The 17532-nt window shown below is 41.1% G+C and carries 13 protein-coding genes; 9 read left to right on the top strand and 4 right to left on the bottom strand.

All coding sequences use genetic code 11. From position 1 onward, the window contains the following. Positions 1-126: 126 nt before the first annotated feature. Positions 127-1476 (bottom strand): class I SAM-dependent DNA methyltransferase, encoded by a 1350-nt coding sequence (locus ACE3PQ_RS01135; protein WP_374294442.1) that lies wholly within the window; start codon positions 1474-1476, stop codon positions 127-129. Positions 1477-1534: 58 nt separating this feature from the next. Beyond that, on the bottom strand, positions 1535-1930 hold the full coding sequence (locus ACE3PQ_RS01130) for a DUF3144 domain-containing protein (protein ID WP_374294440.1): 396 nt from the start codon (positions 1928-1930) through the stop codon (positions 1535-1537). A 162-nt stretch (positions 1931-2092) separates the two neighbouring features. Between ACE3PQ_RS01130 and ACE3PQ_RS01125 the strand changes: the two genes are divergently transcribed. From ACE3PQ_RS01125 to arsB, 6 genes are all read left to right on the top strand, one after another. Next, positions 2093-2503: a hypothetical protein gene (locus ACE3PQ_RS01125; protein ID WP_374294438.1), complete on the top strand. Its 411-nt coding sequence runs from the start codon at positions 2093-2095 to the stop codon at positions 2501-2503. A gap of 77 nt (positions 2504-2580) precedes the next feature. Further along, on the top strand, positions 2581-4494 hold the full coding sequence (locus tag ACE3PQ_RS01120; RefSeq protein WP_374294447.1) for a copper resistance system multicopper oxidase: 1914 nt from the start codon (positions 2581-2583) through the stop codon (positions 4492-4494). Then, positions 4481-5305: a copper resistance protein B gene (locus ACE3PQ_RS01115; protein WP_374294436.1), complete on the top strand. Its 825-nt coding sequence runs from the start codon at positions 4481-4483 to the stop codon at positions 5303-5305. The genes ACE3PQ_RS01120 and ACE3PQ_RS01115 overlap by 14 nt, the downstream gene beginning before the upstream one ends. 279 nt (positions 5306-5584) lie before the next feature. Further along, a complete protein-coding gene (locus tag ACE3PQ_RS01110) occupies positions 5585-5908 on the top strand; it encodes an ArsR/SmtB family transcription factor (protein WP_374294433.1) in 324 nt (107 codons plus the stop codon). Between the two features lie 61 nt (positions 5909-5969). Beyond that, on the top strand, positions 5970-6443 hold the full coding sequence (locus ACE3PQ_RS01105) for an arsenate reductase ArsC (RefSeq protein WP_298893868.1): 474 nt from the start codon (positions 5970-5972) through the stop codon (positions 6441-6443). Between the two features lie 30 nt (positions 6444-6473). Continuing rightward, positions 6474-7523, top strand: coding sequence for an ACR3 family arsenite efflux transporter (gene arsB / locus ACE3PQ_RS01100; protein WP_374294431.1), 1050 nt, complete (start codon positions 6474-6476; stop codon positions 7521-7523). Between the two features lie 169 nt (positions 7524-7692). On the opposite strand, the gene ahpC is transcribed toward arsB, so the two are convergent. After that, entirely contained in the window at positions 7693-8256 is a 564-nt protein-coding gene (ahpC, locus tag ACE3PQ_RS01095) for an alkyl hydroperoxide reductase subunit C (protein WP_374294428.1), read from the bottom strand. A gap of 428 nt (positions 8257-8684) precedes the next feature. On the opposite strand from ahpC, the gene ACE3PQ_RS01090 reads away from it, so the two are divergent. The 3 genes from ACE3PQ_RS01090 (at position 8685) to ACE3PQ_RS01080 (ending at position 15353) form a co-directional block, all read left to right on the top strand. After that, on the top strand, positions 8685-9845 hold the full coding sequence (locus tag ACE3PQ_RS01090) for a sterol desaturase family protein (protein ID WP_374294426.1): 1161 nt from the start codon (positions 8685-8687) through the stop codon (positions 9843-9845). 144 nt (positions 9846-9989) lie between these two features. Next, positions 9990-14165 carry a DUF3418 domain-containing protein gene (locus tag ACE3PQ_RS01085; protein WP_374294445.1) on the top strand — a complete coding sequence of 1392 codons (4176 nt, stop codon included), beginning with the start codon at positions 9990-9992 and terminating at the stop codon, positions 14163-14165. A gap of 81 nt (positions 14166-14246) precedes the next feature. After that, positions 14247-15353 (top strand): beta-ketoacyl-ACP synthase III, encoded by a 1107-nt coding sequence (locus ACE3PQ_RS01080; RefSeq protein WP_374294424.1) that lies wholly within the window; start codon positions 14247-14249, stop codon positions 15351-15353. A 97-nt stretch (positions 15354-15450) separates the two neighbouring features. Here ACE3PQ_RS01080 and ACE3PQ_RS01075 read toward each other — a convergent pair whose 3' ends face one another. Then, the gene (locus ACE3PQ_RS01075) at positions 15451-17499 is read right to left on the bottom strand and encodes a lipase family alpha/beta hydrolase (protein ID WP_374294422.1); all 2049 of its coding nucleotides are present in this window, start codon (positions 17497-17499) and stop codon (positions 15451-15453) included. Positions 17500-17532: the final 33 nt, after the last annotated feature.

Here is a 17532-nt window from a genome sequence, read left to right as displayed (position 1 = left end):
GGTCAGCTTCTGTTTTTAGGTTTTTGGCAAATTCTTTAGCTAATGCCAACATTGCTTCATCTTTCATGGTAAACACCTGTGTTACCCCCAACAACGTTGAGGGATAGTTTAAGCGTTTACACAGTTTTATTTACAGTCTCCTGTGTCTTTACCTTTGGCTTGCGAATATGGTGGATTGATAAAACCAACGGTTGCACAAATGTCCGCTTTTAGGTTTTCAGATTTTTGTTTAAGAAAATCATTTTTTATTAAGTTGCTTTTTCCATCACCACGCAAAATCATATTGGTTGTCGCAATAGAAAACATATCTTCTCTGATTTCTATTCCGTGTATTCTTTCTTTTTTAATGGTTTCCACATCTTCGGGTTTGGCTTGTTCTAACATTTTGTGCATTGCGGCAATCAAAAAACCACCTGTACCACAACATGGGTCTAAAACAATATCAGAAGGTTTTAAGTCTATCAAATCACAAAATATTTCGGTAATGTGGCTTGGTGTTAGTACAACGCCTAAAGTCTGACCATCTCCACCGCTATAACGAATAAACTCGCCATAAAAACGCCCTAAAACATCTTCGGTAGAATTGGCAACAACACTTGCATACACATTTTTTTGTAAGAACTCGGTAAAGTATTTAAGCGGTGTTTTTTCTAAACGTTCGTCAATTTGGTTGAGTAGTGTTCTATTTTTAATAATATCAAATTGAGCCAAAACCTGCTCTTTTTTGGTTTCAGGTTTTACTTCAACACGTGTCATATGTGTAGAAAGTGCATCAAAAATTATTTTTCCATCAGTTTTTAAATTGTCGCCTTTTAGTTGATCTGTAATTTTAGAATCTTCCCTAAGTGCCAAGAGAATTGCCGAAACAACAAGCGGTTTTTCCGAATCGCCTAACTGTCCATAATTTCTCAACGCTTCGTGAAGTTCAGCCGATTTCTTTAAAACTTCTTCAAGCTCCAAAGTTTCTGCTGGTGTTTCTTCAAGGACTTGCTCTTTATAATATTTATCAATGTTGGAAGCTGAAAAATTTTCAAAGTTTTCAACTGGCTTTAAAAGTTTGTATCCATTTTTATCAATGAAAATTGGTCGGATTACGTGGTGTTTTTCGTCGCCTGAACAACCAAATGCAAATACTTTTTTGAAGTTGGTTTTTTCAATAATATGTTTACCGTAATGCAAAGCGCCGTTTTCGGCAAAATCTTTCAATGACTTTACATCTGTAGCTAAATCAGTTTCTTCTTCATCTGTGTAATTAGCTTGTTTGTCAAGTTCGGCTTTGTCTTCTATTACAATTATAAAGTCTTTTGAAATTCCTACAAATTCAGGAAAGCCGACTCGTCCTGTTCCTTTTTTAGAAGCTGTTTTAAGCGCATCATTGATTTCTTTAATGCTACTGCCGTCTGCACTATACTTAATTTCAGCACTGTCTAGCAGTTTGCTAATAAAAATATCAAGGTTCTTTTCTTTTTTGCTCACTTTAATTCCGTCTTGAATCCATATCTTAATACAATTTAATTTTGAAATATCGTTGCTATCAACCCTCATCTTTATTCTGATGAAACTCTTCCATATTACGGTAGCGTAAATAGTTATCAAACTGCTCACAATACTCATCATAGTTGTCTTCGAGCATCGCCTGAAACTGCTGAACCAAATACGCCATGATCTGATCTTTGGCATCACGCATCTCATCACCATCTTTAAAGCCGTTAGCACTGACCCAGGTATTAAAGCGAGCAGCAGAGAACAACATCGCTGCGCCAACTTGACCACGCACCTCAGTCGGATTAGTTTTTTTACCTTTTGGCGGACGGCAAAATTCATTGGCAAGTTTGATAAACTGATCTGCACGATCAAAAAATACAGCGTTTTGCGCCTCTTCTTCTGTCACATCGGTGGCATCAATACGCGTATTAGTACGATCAGTCACTTGCATTCTCACAACTTCAAAAATTAACGTGGCTATCTTAACCAATTTTACGGGCGATGGCGACAGTTGTCTGCGTGAGTTCACCGTGTTGCTGAGATTGTCTTTTGTCAGAATATCGACTAAGCTAATCGCCTTATCGAACGATTGATTGATTCACAGCCCATGAACAAATTGATGCACAATATCGCTGTTGCGGTGCTGATGGTATTTGCCATTGCGCTGTCTTCACTCGTGCATGCTTATAATGGTTCTTTCAGTGGTTCGATGAGTGACTCAATGCACGGTTCAATGCAGATCTCTACGCAAGATGACAATGTGGTAGACCATTCAAAACATCATATCAAAGGTGATCATCAGTCTGTATCGAATCATCACGCCAACATGAAGCAATCCCAAGATTGCCAAGATTGTCCGCCATTACATTGTCAGCTCATGGCTTCAGCGGTGCTACCAACAGGGCAATTACTTCCTGAGCTGATTAATCTTCCCAATGATTTAACCCACGATAGCCTTTATCAAGCTCAAGATTTGTCAGGCTATTGGCAGAGAATCCTGCGTCCTCCGATTGTCTAATCATTGTTAAGTTTTCTCGTGGAATTGACTGTCCACATCACAACTTTATTCAAAAATGATTAGGAACAATCATGTCTATGTCTATACAAACTTACAGCAAATATCTGCTGTGTAGCGTGTTGCTCGCCACTTCGACGTGGAGCAACGCTGCCGTCCGTGAATATCATCTAAATATTGATGAAAATACCGTAAATGTCACAGGTAAACCTTTAAAACGTATCACCGTCAATGGTCAATTTCCTGCGCCACAGCTTGAGTTTGAAGAAGGCGATGAGGCGGTGATTCATGTGCACAATCAGCTCAAAGATCAAGATACCTCGATTCATTGGCATGGATTACTTTTGCCTGGAATTATGGACGGCGTACCAGGTTTTAACCAGTTTCATGGTATCAAGCCAAAAGGGCATTTTGAGTATCGTTTTAAGATTCGTCAGAACGGTACCTACTGGTATCACGCCCATAGTCGTGGGCAAGAGCAAGATGGTTTATATGGCTCATTTATCGTCTATCCCAAAGGTAAAATGCCAGTTGCAAAACATGAACAAGCCGATCGTGACTATGTGGTGATGCTCTCTGATTTTCATGAATCGACCAGTAGCGAGATCATGAAGAATTTGAAAAAATCCGCAGAATATTATCAAAATCAACGTGAAACATTGCCTGATCTATGGCAACAGATCAAAGATAACGGTGTGAGTGCGACATGGCAAGATCGCAAAATGTGGAATCAAATGCGTATGCTGAAAACCGATCTGTCCGATGTGACAGGTTATACTTTTTTAGTAAATGGTAAAACACCTGAGCAAGACTGGACTGGTGCTTTTCTTCCCAATGAAAAGGTGCGTTTACGCTTTATCAATGCTTCGGCAATGTCGTTCTATGATGTGCGCATTCCCAACCTGAAAATGACCGTGGTCAGTGCTGATGGTCAGCCTGTGCAACCTGTGGCAGTCGATGAGTTTCGTATCGGTACGGCAGAAACTTATGATGTGATCGTCGAGCCGAAACAGACACATTACCAAATCCAAGCGGAGTCGATAGACCGTACAGGATTTGCTTTGGCGAGTCTGACGCAACAAGGCACGACAGCGCCGAAAGTGACGATTCCCGAATCTCGACCTCGTGCCTTACTGACTATGGATGATATGGGACATGGCTCGCATCAGACAAATAGTTCACATCAAGCAAGTTCGGCAAGTCATTCACTGATGGATCACTCACAAATGAATCATGAAACGATGAGCCATCAAAATATGCAACAGATGAACCATTCAGAAATGGATCACAGCATGCACATGAACCCAGCGATGGATCATTCACAAATGAATCATCATGCAGTGAATCACAAAAGCATGAACAAGGCAGAAATGAATCATGAGCAGATGAATCACGCAAGCATGAACCATTCTGAAGCGACGCAACAGACCAAACAAAATGCCGAAGGCTGGGCTGATGCCTCCACACCTGAAGGGCATAAAGCCTTGCAATATCAAGATTTAAAAGCCTTAACACCACAGCCAGACACTCGACCACCGGAACGTGAAATCGAAATCAAACTCGGTGGCATCATGGAGCGTTATATCTGGACGATTAACGGCAAGAAGTTTAACGAAGCAGAACCGTTGACCGTGAACTATGGTGAGCGTATCCGTTTAAAATTCGTCAATGAAAGCATGATGGCACATCCGATGCATTTGCACGGCATGTTTATGCAGCTCGAAAATGGTTTGTCGCCAAAAGATTTACCTAATAAACACACAGTGATCGTTCCGCCAAATAAAACCGTATCCTTGCTACTCACTGCTGATGAACTCGGTGAATGGGCGATCCATTGTCATCTGCTTTATCACATGAGTGCAGGCATGATGAATAAATTGATCGTGGCGCAAGTTGATGAAAATCAGCCGACTAAGCAATCGAAAACCACAACACCACAAACACATAGTAAAGTTCAAGACAAAACAAAAGGAGAAGACCATGCGCACCACTAAACCTTTTCCGCAACAGTTTCAAATGGACTTAAATCGTTCTACATTTTTCCAAGCAAGTTTGCTGTGCCTTGCTAGTGTGGTGAGTACGCTCAGCTATGCACATGATGAATCACTTCAACCTACGGAAATTGCTTCCCATGATTCGAAGAATCAACATCTCAAAGAGCATGGCGGACAGATTTATCAGGTCAGTAATTTAGAAACGGCGTGGATGCTTGATGAAGATGGGCAGGGTGCTTTAAGCACTGAGTTGAATAGCATGATTGGCACCGATGAAAATCGTCTGTTCATCCTTGCTCATGTCAATAAAGCGGAAAGTAGCGATGCCCATTATGATGTGTCAGCGTTATATAGCCGAAAAATCAGTGACTTTTGGGATGCGCAAGCAGGTCTACGCTATCGTGAAGACAAAAGTCTAAATGATAGCGGTACAGTAGATGCAATGTTTGGATTGTATGGACTTGCACCGTATTTCTTTGAAACGCAAAGCTATGCCTATCTTGGTAAAGATGATTATGTAGCACTCGGACTAGAGTTTGAGCGAGAGTTTTTATGGACGCAAAAGTTGATTAGTCAGCCGTATTTGGAGTTGGATATCGTCCTCAATGATGACTCAAAATATGCTTCTAAAACAGGGGTTTCCGAGCTAGGAGTTGGTGTGCAGACTCGTTATGAAATCACCAAGCGCATTAAGCCATTTGTCGATGTTGGCTATGCTTATGAAAAAGGGCAGAAGCAAACCGATTGGCAAGATGAAACAGAATCTGAAAAAGGTTGGCAATATGGTGTAGGCTTGGCGTTGATGTTCTAATTCGTAACTCCAATTCACCAGTCTTAAATCGCTCTTTCTCAATTTCCCTCCTTTGTAAAGTAAGGTTGGAGAGGATTATAAAATCTCAATAAATCATCATGATACCGAAGCTGTGTCATGGTGATTTTTGATTTCCATTAACGATAACATTTTCAAAGTAAAGATTTTCAAAGTTAAAAGTTTCATTAAACTGTCATTGTATTTTGTGCTGAAAACTATAATATATGGATATGCGTATATTTGAATTTTCAAGAATTTTAATCTAATAGGCCGAATGACATGCAACAGACTGATTTTTTTAAATGTTTATCTGATCAAACACGCTTAGATATTTTAAAGCTTGTGATCGATAAGCAAGAAGTGTGCGTCTGTGAATTGACTGCACAGTTAAATTTAAGCCAACCGAAGATTTCGCGGCATTTGGCCTTATTGCGTAATTTATCCATTTTGCATGATGAGCGTCGAGGACAGTGGGTCTATTACAGCCTGAATTCTGATTTACCTGAGTGGGCTTTTGCCGTATTAAATCGAATTTTTGTGTCAGATGATCTTTATCAGAATTTAGTCACACAGCCTACATCAATCACTACGCATTGTGATTAATGCTAAATTTCTATCCGCTTTTTTTACTATTCATTTGTAAACACCGTTGTAGGAACACATCATGAAATTTTTGTTTTTATGTACTGGCAATAGCTGTCGTAGCATTTTATCTGAAGTCTTGTTTAATCAACGTGCGCCGCAGGGCTGGGTTGCCTATAGTGCAGGCAGTAAACCGACTGGACAAGTGCATCCACTCACAATAAAGACCTTAGAAAACTTAGGTTTATCTACGGATGGATTATCGAGTAAAACCATTGATGATTGTGAGCAATATCAGCCTGACGTGGTGATTACCGTCTGTGACCAAGCTGCTCAAGAATCTTGTCCATTGTATCTCGGTGGTGCGATCAAGGCACATTGGGGATTGTCTGATCCATCGCATTTAGACTTAGCCGAAGATCAAAAATTACAAGCCTTTATGGGTACTGTTGAACATATTAATCGTCGCTTGGATGCACTATTTTCTTTAGATTTGGATAATTTGACACGCACAGAATTGACCAAGCAAATCAATCAGATTTCCAACATTGAATAAAGCCCAATCAACGGATTAACGGATAGAAAAATGGCACAAGCGAAATTATCTTTTTTAGATCGTAATTTGACCTTATGGATTTTTATTGCCATGGGCTTAGGCGTGGCGATTGGGGTATTTGTTCCGCAGGCATCGGATGCGCTACATCAGATGAGCGTCGGTACAGTGAATATTCCAATTGCGATTGGTTTGATTTTGATGATGTATCCACCACTTGCCAAAGTCGATTACGCTACCTTGCCCAAAGTCTTTAAGGATAAGCGAACACTCGCTTTGTCCTTGATTCAGAATTGGTTGATTGCACCGTGTCTGATGTTCGCTTTGGCGATTATCTTTTTGCAGAATTATCCTGAATATATGACGGGTTTGATCTTGATTGGATTGGCACGTTGTATTGCGATGGTCTTGGTGTGGAATGGTTTGGCATGTGGTGATAATCAATATGTTGCGGCATTGGTGGCTTTTAACAGTATTTTCCAAATCGTGTTTTTTAGTACCTATGCGTGGCTGTTCCTCACTTTTTTACCGCCGTACTTTGGTGTGGCATCGCAAGTGATTGATGTGAGTTTTTGGACAATTACTCAAGCGGTGTTGGTTTATTTAGGTATTCCATTTTTACTCGGTTTTTTAACACGATTGATTTTGGTCAAGAAAAAGGGCATAGCATGGTATCAAAATGAATTTCTACCCAAAATCAGCCCGCTCAGTCTATTGGCATTGTTATTCACCATTGTAGCGATGTTTAGCTTAAAAGGTGCCGATGTCGTCAGCTTGCCAATGGATGTGATTCGTATTGCCATTCCATTGACGATTTACTTTGTGGCGATGTTTTTTATCAGCTTCTTTATGAGTAAATGGATGGGCAATGATTATCCAAGAACGGTGGCGATCTCCTTTACCGCAGCAGGCAATAACTTTGAGTTGGCACTTGCTGTAGCGATTGCAACATTTGGTTTGGCATCACCTGTAGCATTTACCACGGTGATAGGTCCTTTGGTCGAAGTGCCTGTATTGATTGCCTTAGTGAGTGTATCACTGTGGTTAAGAAAGAAATATTTCAAAGTAGCATCAATTGTTTGATTTGAATATTCTATTGATTGATATAAATAAAAAGGACAGCACATGCTGTCCTTTTTACGATCTTGCGATTCATCTCATCCGTTGATGAGGAATCATGGCTTGCGCTATACACATGATTTCAACAGCAGAGATGGGATAAATGCACTCAGCTTTTCAGCTCAGTTTTCGCTTAGATTTTACCAACAAGGTCGATTGAAGGCGAAAGTGTAGAGTCACCTTCTTTCCATTTTGCAGGGCAAACTTCGCCTGGGTGAGATGCAACATATTGTGCAGCTTTAACTTTACGAAGAAGTTCAGACGCATCACGACCGATACCACCAGCGTTGATTTCAACGATTTGGATTTTACCTTCTGGGTCGATTACGAACGTACCACGATCTGCAAGACCATCAGCTTCGATAAGCACATCAAAGTTTTTAGACAATGTCCAAGTTGGATCGCCGATCAATGGGTACTGGATTTTTTTGATTGCTTCTGAAGTGTCGTGCCATGCTTTATGCGTGAAATGCGTGTCAGTCGATACGCCATAGATTTCTACGCCTAATTTTTGGAATTCTGCATAGTTGTCAGCCAAGTCTTCAAGCTCAGTTGGACATACGAATGTAAAGTCAGCTGGGTAGAAGAATACAACAGACCATTTGCCTTTCAGATTTGCTTCAGTCACTTCTACAAATTGACCATTGTGGTATGCAGTTGATTTAAAAGGTTTAACTTCAGTATTAATCAAGCTCATTATATATCTCCATGTGTATGACCCTATTTCAGATCATGAAAAGAAAAGAGTAAATGTTTTAACTCGGCAATTAGAGTAAGTGATTTTCTTCGATTGGTGAAACAGTATTTTTACATACCTTTGATCGGAAAATTAAATAATAAGGGATTTTACAAAGACTTAAAGCGATTTGATAGTTCATCAGACGCTAATATCAAATCGCAAAAGTATGAAACCAATATGACATATCGCCAAAAGTGAACATTACAAAACAATGTTTAGAGAGATATGAGGGTAGAGCGCATGAATTCAATGCAAATCTACTTTAGAAATATTTAAATGCTTGTAGAGTATTCGTGCTTTGTTTAGAATCCTTACTAACTGATTACAATCTATCCATATCAAATGCAATTATAAACTTCGCCAAGCCATGACAATAGCTAATAATTATGACAGATCAACTCCGAGAAAAATTTGAAAATCTAGAGCTCAATGCAGGGCTAGGTAAAATCAGCGCATTTATCTCCATGGCTTTAGCATTGCTATGTGTATTTGGTGCATTGTGCTTTTTGTTTCCAACCGTAATGACCATGCCAGAGCTTCGTCCTATATATGCAAAGCATTATCAGGTCTTTTATTTTAGCTTGATGGCAGGCATCTTTATCAGTGCGGGATTCGGTGCATTTAGTGCCATCGTCCGTCAGAACCGTTATGGATTCTATGGGTTGTGTATTGCTTTATTGGCAACGGTATTGGGCTGTGGATTGATCAAAGCACCGATTTTACCAAATGTGCCGTTCTATGCTGGCATAGATTATTTTGTACTGACTTTGGTGATTTTGGCATTTATTTTTATTCCACTTGAAGGCTTTTTTGCTAAAAATCCTGATCAAAAGATTTTACGTGTGGGCTGGGTGACAGACATGAAATATTTCATGGTCAGTCATATTGGGATTCAGCTATTTACTTTTTTAACGGTGATGCCGATTCAATACTGGATTACTCATATTCCGAATAATCCGATCGTGCCGTATGTACAGGCACAGCCGATTTGGTTGCAGTTTATTGAGCTTTTGATCGTCGTCGATTTTGTGGTGTATTGGCTACATCGTGCGATGCACGAGGTGAATTTCTTGTGGCGCTTCCATGCCATTCACCATTCGACAGAACACATGGATTGGCTCGCATCTTCACGTTTGCATGTTGTGGAAGTGTTGATGACTCGCTTTCTTGCGACATTGCCGATTTTTCTCTTGGGCTTTCATACGTCGGCGGTATTTGCTTATCTGATTTTTATTTCGATTCATGCGATTTTTATTCATTCTAATGTGAGATTTCGCTTCCCATATTTGCGTTGGATCATTGCCACACCTGAGTTTCATCATTGGCATCATTCCTCTGAAAAGCCTGCGATCGATAAAAACTACGCCGCATTTATTCCTGTTTACGACCTGATTTTTAAAAGTGTGTATATGCCAAATCATTTGGCGAGTGTGTACGGCACAGTGGGTTATAAAATTCCGAATAGTTTTGTGAAACAGTTTACGTGGCCGTTCAAACGCTATACGAAACGCTTAAAAGCATTTTTCCAAAAGCAGGAAAAGGAGTAAAATAACTGCTTTGATCTTGAAGTTGTTATGATTCTTTTGAATCTCTAGGAAAAATTGTTGTCAAATCCGCAAGCTATAGAAAATCAAACTGCGCAAAATACTGCGACGCAAAAATCATTTCAAAATACTGAAAACTTGCAAGTGATGGCAAAAGATCGCCATCGTTTGTCACGTCTAAAAAAAGATTTACACAAAGCCCAAAAGCAAAAACTTATTGATCAAAAATCAACAGATCCAAAAGCTACAGATCAAATCAACACAGCAGAAGCAAAGTACCAACAGCTGTTGCAAAGTTCGCATGAAAAAGTCATCGAACGTCTAAATCGCTTACCTGAAATTTCTCTTAATCAAGATCTGCCTGTCAGTCAATATGCGGACAAATTGATAGATGCGATTCAAAAGCATCAAGTGATCATCGTCGCAGGGGAAACAGGTTCGGGGAAAACTACACAGCTACCGCAGATTGCGATGTTGGCAGGACGTGGATTAACGGGATTGATTGGGCATACTCAGCCACGTCGTCTTGCAGCTCGAAGCGTGTCACAACGCATCGCCGAAGAACTCAAAGAGCCACTCGGCAAAAGTATCAGTTTTAAAGTTCGTTTTAATGAACAGGGTAATCAAGATTCTTTCGTGCGTCTGATGACCGACGGGATTTTGCTTGCAGAGCTTGCGCATGATCGCTATCTGACCAAGTACGATACGATTATTATTGATGAAGCGCATGAGCGTTCGCTGAATATTGACTTTATTTTGGGTTATGTGAAGAACATTTTACCGAAACGTCCTGATTTAAAAATCATCGTCACTTCGGCGACACTTGATGTGAATCGCTTTAGCCAATATTTTCATGATGCGCCGATCTTTGAAGTCGAAGGGCGAAGCTTCCCTGTAGAGGTCCGTTACCGTCCAATTTCAGAGATGACGATTGGCGGTAGTGATGATGATGAATTTGACGATTTTGAAGAAAACCTGCCTCGTGCAGTGGTGCAAGCGGTAGAGGAGTGCTTTGCCGATGCCGAAGCCAAAGGACATCCTGAATATGCCGATATTCTGATCTTCTCCAGTACCGAGCAGGAGATTCGAGAGCTTCAAGAAACCTTAGAAAAATATGGTCCACGACATACCGAAGTGTTGCCACTCTATGCACGTTTAGCACTGTCCGAACAACAAAAAATCTTTAGCCCAAGTGGTAAAGGGCGACGTATCATTATCGCCACCAACGTCGCAGAAACGGCTTTGACGGTGCCGAATATTCGCTATGTGATAGATAGTGGTTTTGCACGAATCTCACGCTATAGCTATCGTTCGAGGGTGCAACGCTTACCGATTGAGGCGATTTCCCAAGCGGCGGCTAATCAGCGTAAAGGTCGTTGTGGTCGTATCGCTGCGGGTGTCTGTATTCGTCTGTATAGCGAGGAAGATTTTCAATCTCGTCCTGAGTTTACTGAACCTGAAATTAAACGGACAAATCTCGCTTCTGTGATTTTGCAGATGCAAAGTCTCGGTCTGGGCAATTTGGAACAATTTGATTTTATTGAGCCACCTGATCATCGTTTGGTCAATGATGGACGGAAATTGTTGATTGAATTGGGTGCGTTGAATCCTCCAAATGAAGTGATGCTTCAAAGAGAAGAAACTCCTCCCCTTATTAAGGGGAGGCAGGGTGGGGTTGAGTCGAGTACATCAACAAAACTCCCCCCTCAATCCCCCTTTGCAAAAGGGGGAAGTTCCCCTCTTTCAAAAAGAGGGGCTAGGGGAGATTCACACAAAGGTGGAGAACTCACAAAAGTCGGTCAGACCATGGCGAAAATGCCGATTGATCCACGCCTAGCTCGGATGTTGGTGGGTGGTGCGCATTTTGGTGTCTTAGCGGAAACTTTAGTTATCGTTAGTGCCTTAGCGGTGCAAGATCCTCGTGAACGTCCTGCCGATAAACAAACGCAAGCCGATCAAAAGCATGCTTTATTTAAAGAAGCCGATTCTGATTTTCTGTTTTATCTTAAGCTCTGGAATACACTCGATAATCTGAAAAAAGAACATCAGCTTAGTGAAAATAAGCGTCGTCAATTTGCTCGACAGCACTTTCTCAGTTGGTTGCGCCTGCGTGAATGGCGACAGACTTATCAACAGTTGCGTGAGATGACTGAACAGCTTGGCATGTCAATGAATGACATGTCGAAAGGCAGTTCTAAGACAGGTGCGGAAAAAAATTCTGAAAAAAGTACCGAGCAAAGCATTGGTCAAACTGCAAACTATGAAAATCTGCATCGTGCGCTTCTAACAGGTTTATTGTCATTTATTGCGCAAAAGACCGATGAGCGCAATGTCTATCAAGCAGTGCGTCAGCAAAAAGCACGGATTTTCCCTGCCAGTAGTTTGCACAAGGCGCAAGTGTCGTGGGTGATGGCGTTTGAAATGGTGGAAACCTCGCAAGTCTTTATCCGAACCCTTGCCAAGATTGAACCTGAATGGATTTTGCTTGCGGCACGAGATTTGTTGAAATATCACTATTTTGAGCCACATTGGTCGAAGAAAAATGGCGTGGTCAATGCCTATGCACAGATTTCATTATTCGGTCTAATTATTCAAGCCAAACAATTGGTGAATTTTGAAAAAATAGATCTGGAAGCCTCGCATGAGATTTTCTTGCGGGATGCTTTGGTGGCGAATCAACTTGGGCAAAATCCGCCATTTTTAGTGCATAATGTCCATAAATTACAAGAAGTTGAACGAGTTGAAGATAAACTACGTCGTCGAGATTTGATCGTTGATGAGGAGGCATTGTATCAGTTCTATGCCGAGCGCATTCCTAAAGACGTTGCTTCTCGGCGTAGTTTCGATGAGTGGCGTGCTTCGGTTGAGCCAAAACAGCCCAAGATTTTATTTTTTGATGAAAATGCGCTGTGGCAAAGTGATCGACCAACGACAAACCAATTTCCAGACTTTATTCATAATGGACAATTGCGCTTTGCGGTGAATTATCGTTTTGATCCAAGCCATGATGAAGATGGTGCAGTGGTGACGATCCCTGTACAAGCCTTGTCGCAGATTGATCAAGCCCGTTGGTCGTGGGGTATTGCAGGATGGCGATTGGAGTTGATCGAAGCCTTACTAAAAAATCTACCCAAAGATAAACGTCGTCAATTGGTGCCGATTCCAGATACGGCGAAAAAAATTCATCAGAATTTGAGCGAGCAAGATTTGCAAAAGCATATTTTCGATGTGCTTGCATTTAAATTGCGTGCCGAACAAATTCTAGCAACTGATTTTAGTTTGGAGTCGTTACCCAATTATCTTTTACCACTGCTTAAAGTCATTGATGAGCGTAAAAAAGTCATTGCTCAAGGGCGAGATTTGGACGAGTTGCAAGCACGTTGTCAGATACAAACTCAGCGTCCAGTGACCGAGTCCAAAGGTGCATTTACCGAGTTTCCACAAGATTTTGTGTTTGAATCTGCAACCAAAGTGTCTGGTGTGGTGGTACAGCGTTATCAAGCACTTGCACCGAAAGTCGAATTCCAAGATGTGGATTTAATTGATAAAACAGTTGGTGTGGTGATTCAGCATTTCCATGATGTTGATCAAGCCATGCAAGTGCATCGTGAAGGCTTAATTCATTTGATTCATTTGCAATTGGGTGATTTAGAACGTCAGTTGAAAAAGCAAATCAGTAAGCCATTTGCTTTGGCATTTGCACCGCTTGGCAATAAGCAAAAGCTGGAACAGATTCTGATTTATGCCACCTTACAACGCTGTCTGGACGAACACGCGTTGGCGGTTGATCGTGAGCAATCTAAGACGGTTAATCATGTTGATGCGACAGATGCGCAAAGTTTTGATGCGTTGCTTAAATTTTGCAAACAGCAATTTTTAAGTATTGGTCAGACGGTGTTGCAGATGCTTTCTGAAATTTATATGACGTGGCAGTCGATCAGGCAGATGCTTTTAACGATTGATTTAAATGTATTTGCTCGTAGTATTGATGATATTGAAGATCAATTGGATTTGATGCAGTTAGATGGGTTCGTATATCAGCAATCGAGTACGACTTGGCTTGAATATCCACGATATTTATCTGCTGTGCAATTGCGTTTGGAGCGATTAGCGAATAATCTTAATAAAGATCAAGATGCCATCAATATCATTGATCCATGGATGGATAAGCTTTTCAACACACCTCGCAAGCATACGCAAGGCTTTTACCCATTGGTTGAGGAACTGCGTATTTCACTGTTTGCACAGCCGATGAAAACCAAATTCGCCATATCTTCCAAGCGTTTGCAAAAGGCTTGGGATGAGTTAGGCATTAAGTCTTAAATTGCATCAATTGCCAAATTTAAGATTGAGAAATAAGTCGTTCATAGATGATGTTGTGAACACAGTTATAAGGAGTTTTACATGAGCATTCGTATCACTGGCACAGGGTTGTACACACCACCTGAGTCCATTAGCAACGAAGAGTTGGTTGCGAGCTTAAATGCTTATGTGGAGCAGTACAATGCAAAAAATGCTGATGCGATTGCACGTGGAGAGCTTGAAGAGCTGCGCGGTTCAACTCCAGAGTTCATTGAAAAAGCTTCAGGGATAAAATCTCGTCATGTGGTAGAAAAGTCAGGTGTTCTAGACATTAACCGCCTACGTCCAAAGCTTCGTGAGCGTAGCAATGATGAAATCTCAATCCAAGCAGAGATTGGTGTCAAAGCCGCAAAAATGGCGATGGAAGCAGCAGGTGTCACTGCAGCTGATGTCGATGCGGTGATTTTATCCTGCTCAAATATGCAACGTGCTTATCCTGCGGTGGCGATCGAAATCCAAGATGCGCTTGGTATCGAAGGCTATGCTTATGATATGAATGTGGCGTGTTCGGCGGCGACATTTGGTTTAAAACAGGCTCATGATGCAATTAAATGTGGTGCAAAATGTGTCTTGGTGGTGAATGCAGAAATCACTTCCGCACATAATGATTTTGGTGCACGTGATGGTCACTTTATCTTTGGTGATGTGGCAACTGCAACGATCGTTGAGCAGACAGATAGCAAAGTAGGTTTTGAGATACTCGACTGTCAGCTTGTGACTAAGTTTTCGAACAATATCCGTAATAATTTTGGTTTCTTAAACTCAAGTGAAGAGGCGACCAAAGGTCTGTTATTTAAGCAAGATGGACGTAAAGTCTTTAAAGAAGTTTCACCATTAGTTGCATCGACCATTACTGCACAACTTGGTCGGTTAAATATTGATGTCAACGCACCAAAACGCTTTTGGCTACATCAAGCCAATGCCAATATGAATGCCCTGATTCTAAAGCTTCTTTTGGGTAAAGATATTGAAAAAGAACGTGCACCAATCGTACTTGATGAATATGCCAATACTTCATCGGCAGGTGTGATCATTGCGATGCACAAAACAGGTCACGAGGTTGAGGTTGGCGAGTATGGCGTACTATGCTCATTTGGCGCAGGCTATTCGCTTGGGTCAATCGTGGTAAAAAAGGTTGCTGCAAGCTAAATCATTTTTCAAAGAGTTTATAAAGTTGCTGTAAAAAAGCAGATCACGGTGATCTGCTTTTTTATACTTAAAGTTCAGTATGTTTCACAAAGCACGGTTATGGCTTATACAGCCCAAGCTCTTGCAAATGCAAACGTAAGATACGGCGTACTTCTAATACTGCCTCAGGCTTAAGATGAATCGAGTGTCCGCCTTTAATGATTTTTTCAGATACAGCACCATCAATATGTGCGCTGTGATAAGGCACTACGCCATCAGTGATCATGTCTTTATCCTCTGAATCGGTATCATTACCCATGATCAGATGATATTTCACTTTCGCATTTATTTTGGTTTCGCCTGTGATTTTTGAAAAAGCTGATTTTTTACTCAAATCACTTGGTCCATTTTGTAGAAAATCTTTAGAAATACGTTCCAGCATCTGTTGTGCTTCTTCATCGCCTAGTCCTGCTTTTGCAGCAGTCAGTGTGGCTTTTAAGAAGTTCTGCGGTAGGCGAATGATTTTACGTGCAGCAAGGGTAAACCAGCGATCTGCAAAGTCTGTCCCTCGAAATGGAGAAGCAAGAAAAATTGCACGATCAATCGGTGGTGTTAGTGCATTCATTCTAAACCGTAGCTGTGCAGCCGTTAGATTTTTGATTTTTTTATAATCTCTAAAGTCATTTTGTTTTAAATGCTCCATGACTTTCGTGCTGTAGTCTGCATCACTGACCAACAAACGCCCGATCACACCACCCATACTATGACCGAGTAGTACGGCATCTTTTGGTGGTTGAGTTGGGTATTGATTTTTTACTCCATCAAAGGCTTGTTTAAGCAAAGCGTAGATTTGATAACGGCTTTCCATGATCGGCATATTGGTCGAGTAGAACACTTGCCAAACCTGAAAATGCTCACGCAGGACATTATCGCCCATGATGTCGTTGGTCAGTGCAATCCATGTTTCAGGGCTACTAGCCAAACCGTGAATCATCACAATGACTTTTTTCTTTGGATTGTATGGTTCAAGCATAAACAAGTGCGGCATGATCAGATCTTGCTCACGATCAAGTAGCGTCAAATAGCCCGCCGCACCGAGTTTATTATTGGCAAGCCAGAGCCCGTAAGGCGCAGAGAAATTTGCCGCCAAAGGGTAAGTGTGTTCATCAACTTTGATGTCTTGATATTTGTTGGGATCAACTGCGTTGATGATCAACTCTTTGCTTTTGAGTACTGCATCTACAGATTCTCGTTGCTTAGGTACAACCACAATGGTTGCTGGTAGGTTTTGTGCTTGATGAATATTGGGGTGATCATAAATATTTTGCAGATTTAAAAATGGATCGATTTTAAATTCGCTAAATGGTTTTTTATCCGATTTTTTCAGTTCAATGGCAAATTCAGAGCCAAAACCATCACGACGACTCACCGAGCGTAGACCAGAGAAGCTCAAATTGTAGGTGCTAATCAGGCGCTCAACATCATCTTTTTTCAGGCTTGGGTATTGCTCTAAGTTGATCAAATAGGTGCTATCACCAATGGTCATTTGCCCTTGGCTATATGATTTTTCTTGAATTTTTTGCTCGTTAAATTTATTCACCAAATTGGCGATGGCTTGATTATAAAAATCTCGCACTTGCACTTGTCGGTTGTCAAACAAACGCTGAGTCGGTGGGCGCTTGGTATCAAACAAATAGGCATAACTATAACGGATGGCGTGATTTAAGGACTCGAGTTGTTGCGTGGTACATTGAATATACTGTTTGCCGAGCGTATCGTACTTGGCTTTTTGTTCAACATTGAGCTGATCTTGCTCTTTTTTGGCGTGGGTTTTGGCAAAGTCACAGTTTGAGGATTTGCTTAATTGAATCGCATGCGCAAGATAAATCTCACTGGCAGCGGACAGATATTGTTCATCAATGATTTCAGGGATTTGCGCCAAATCCTCCATGCATTGATTGGGATCATTGATACATTTTTTGGTTTCTTGTCCAGACATGGACAAGACATTGAGACTGGCTTCACTGAGCTCGTCACGTGTCAGAATGCTGTCACGTTGATTACTGAGTGTTGTGCCGACTTTTTGTTCTTTAACACTCACCACCTGACAACCTGTCAAACCGAGCATACTAATACTTAGCGCAACAAGGAGAGATTGTTGAAACATGAAATACCCCATCAAAATTTATTCAATTTTAAG

The organism is Acinetobacter sp., from assembly GCF_041911495.1.
In the GTDB taxonomy this organism is placed as follows: Bacteria; Pseudomonadota; Gammaproteobacteria; order Pseudomonadales; family Moraxellaceae; genus Acinetobacter.
This window is presented reverse-complemented; position numbering and strand designations above follow the sequence as displayed.

Excerpts from the sequence above, each read along its gene's own strand:
- ACE3PQ_RS01085 (WP_374294445.1), top strand. The coding sequence starts at position 9,990 with ATGGCAAAAGATCGCCATCGTTTGTCACGTCTAAAAAAAGATTTACAC.
- ACE3PQ_RS01125 (WP_374294438.1), top strand. The coding sequence starts at position 2,093 with ATGAACAAATTGATGCACAATATCGCTGTTGCGGTGCTGATGGTATTT.
- ACE3PQ_RS01080 (WP_374294424.1), top strand. The coding sequence starts at position 14,247 with ATGAGCATTCGTATCACTGGCACAGGGTTGTACACACCACCTGAGTCC.
- arsB (WP_374294431.1), top strand. The coding sequence starts at position 6,474 with ATGGCACAAGCGAAATTATCTTTTTTAGATCGTAATTTGACCTTATGG.
- ACE3PQ_RS01115 (WP_374294436.1), top strand. The coding sequence starts at position 4,481 with ATGCGCACCACTAAACCTTTTCCGCAACAGTTTCAAATGGACTTAAAT.
- ACE3PQ_RS01110 (WP_374294433.1), top strand. The coding sequence starts at position 5,585 with ATGCAACAGACTGATTTTTTTAAATGTTTATCTGATCAAACACGCTTA.
- ACE3PQ_RS01075 (WP_374294422.1), bottom strand. The coding sequence starts at position 17,499 with ATGTTTCAACAATCTCTCCTTGTTGCGCTAAGTATTAGTATGCTCGGT.
- ACE3PQ_RS01105 (WP_298893868.1), top strand. The coding sequence starts at position 5,970 with ATGAAATTTTTGTTTTTATGTACTGGCAATAGCTGTCGTAGCATTTTA.
- ahpC (WP_374294428.1), bottom strand. The coding sequence starts at position 8,256 with ATGAGCTTGATTAATACTGAAGTTAAACCTTTTAAATCAACTGCATAC.
- ACE3PQ_RS01090 (WP_374294426.1), top strand. The coding sequence starts at position 8,685 with ATGACAGATCAACTCCGAGAAAAATTTGAAAATCTAGAGCTCAATGCA.
- ACE3PQ_RS01120 (WP_374294447.1), top strand. The coding sequence starts at position 2,581 with ATGTCTATACAAACTTACAGCAAATATCTGCTGTGTAGCGTGTTGCTC.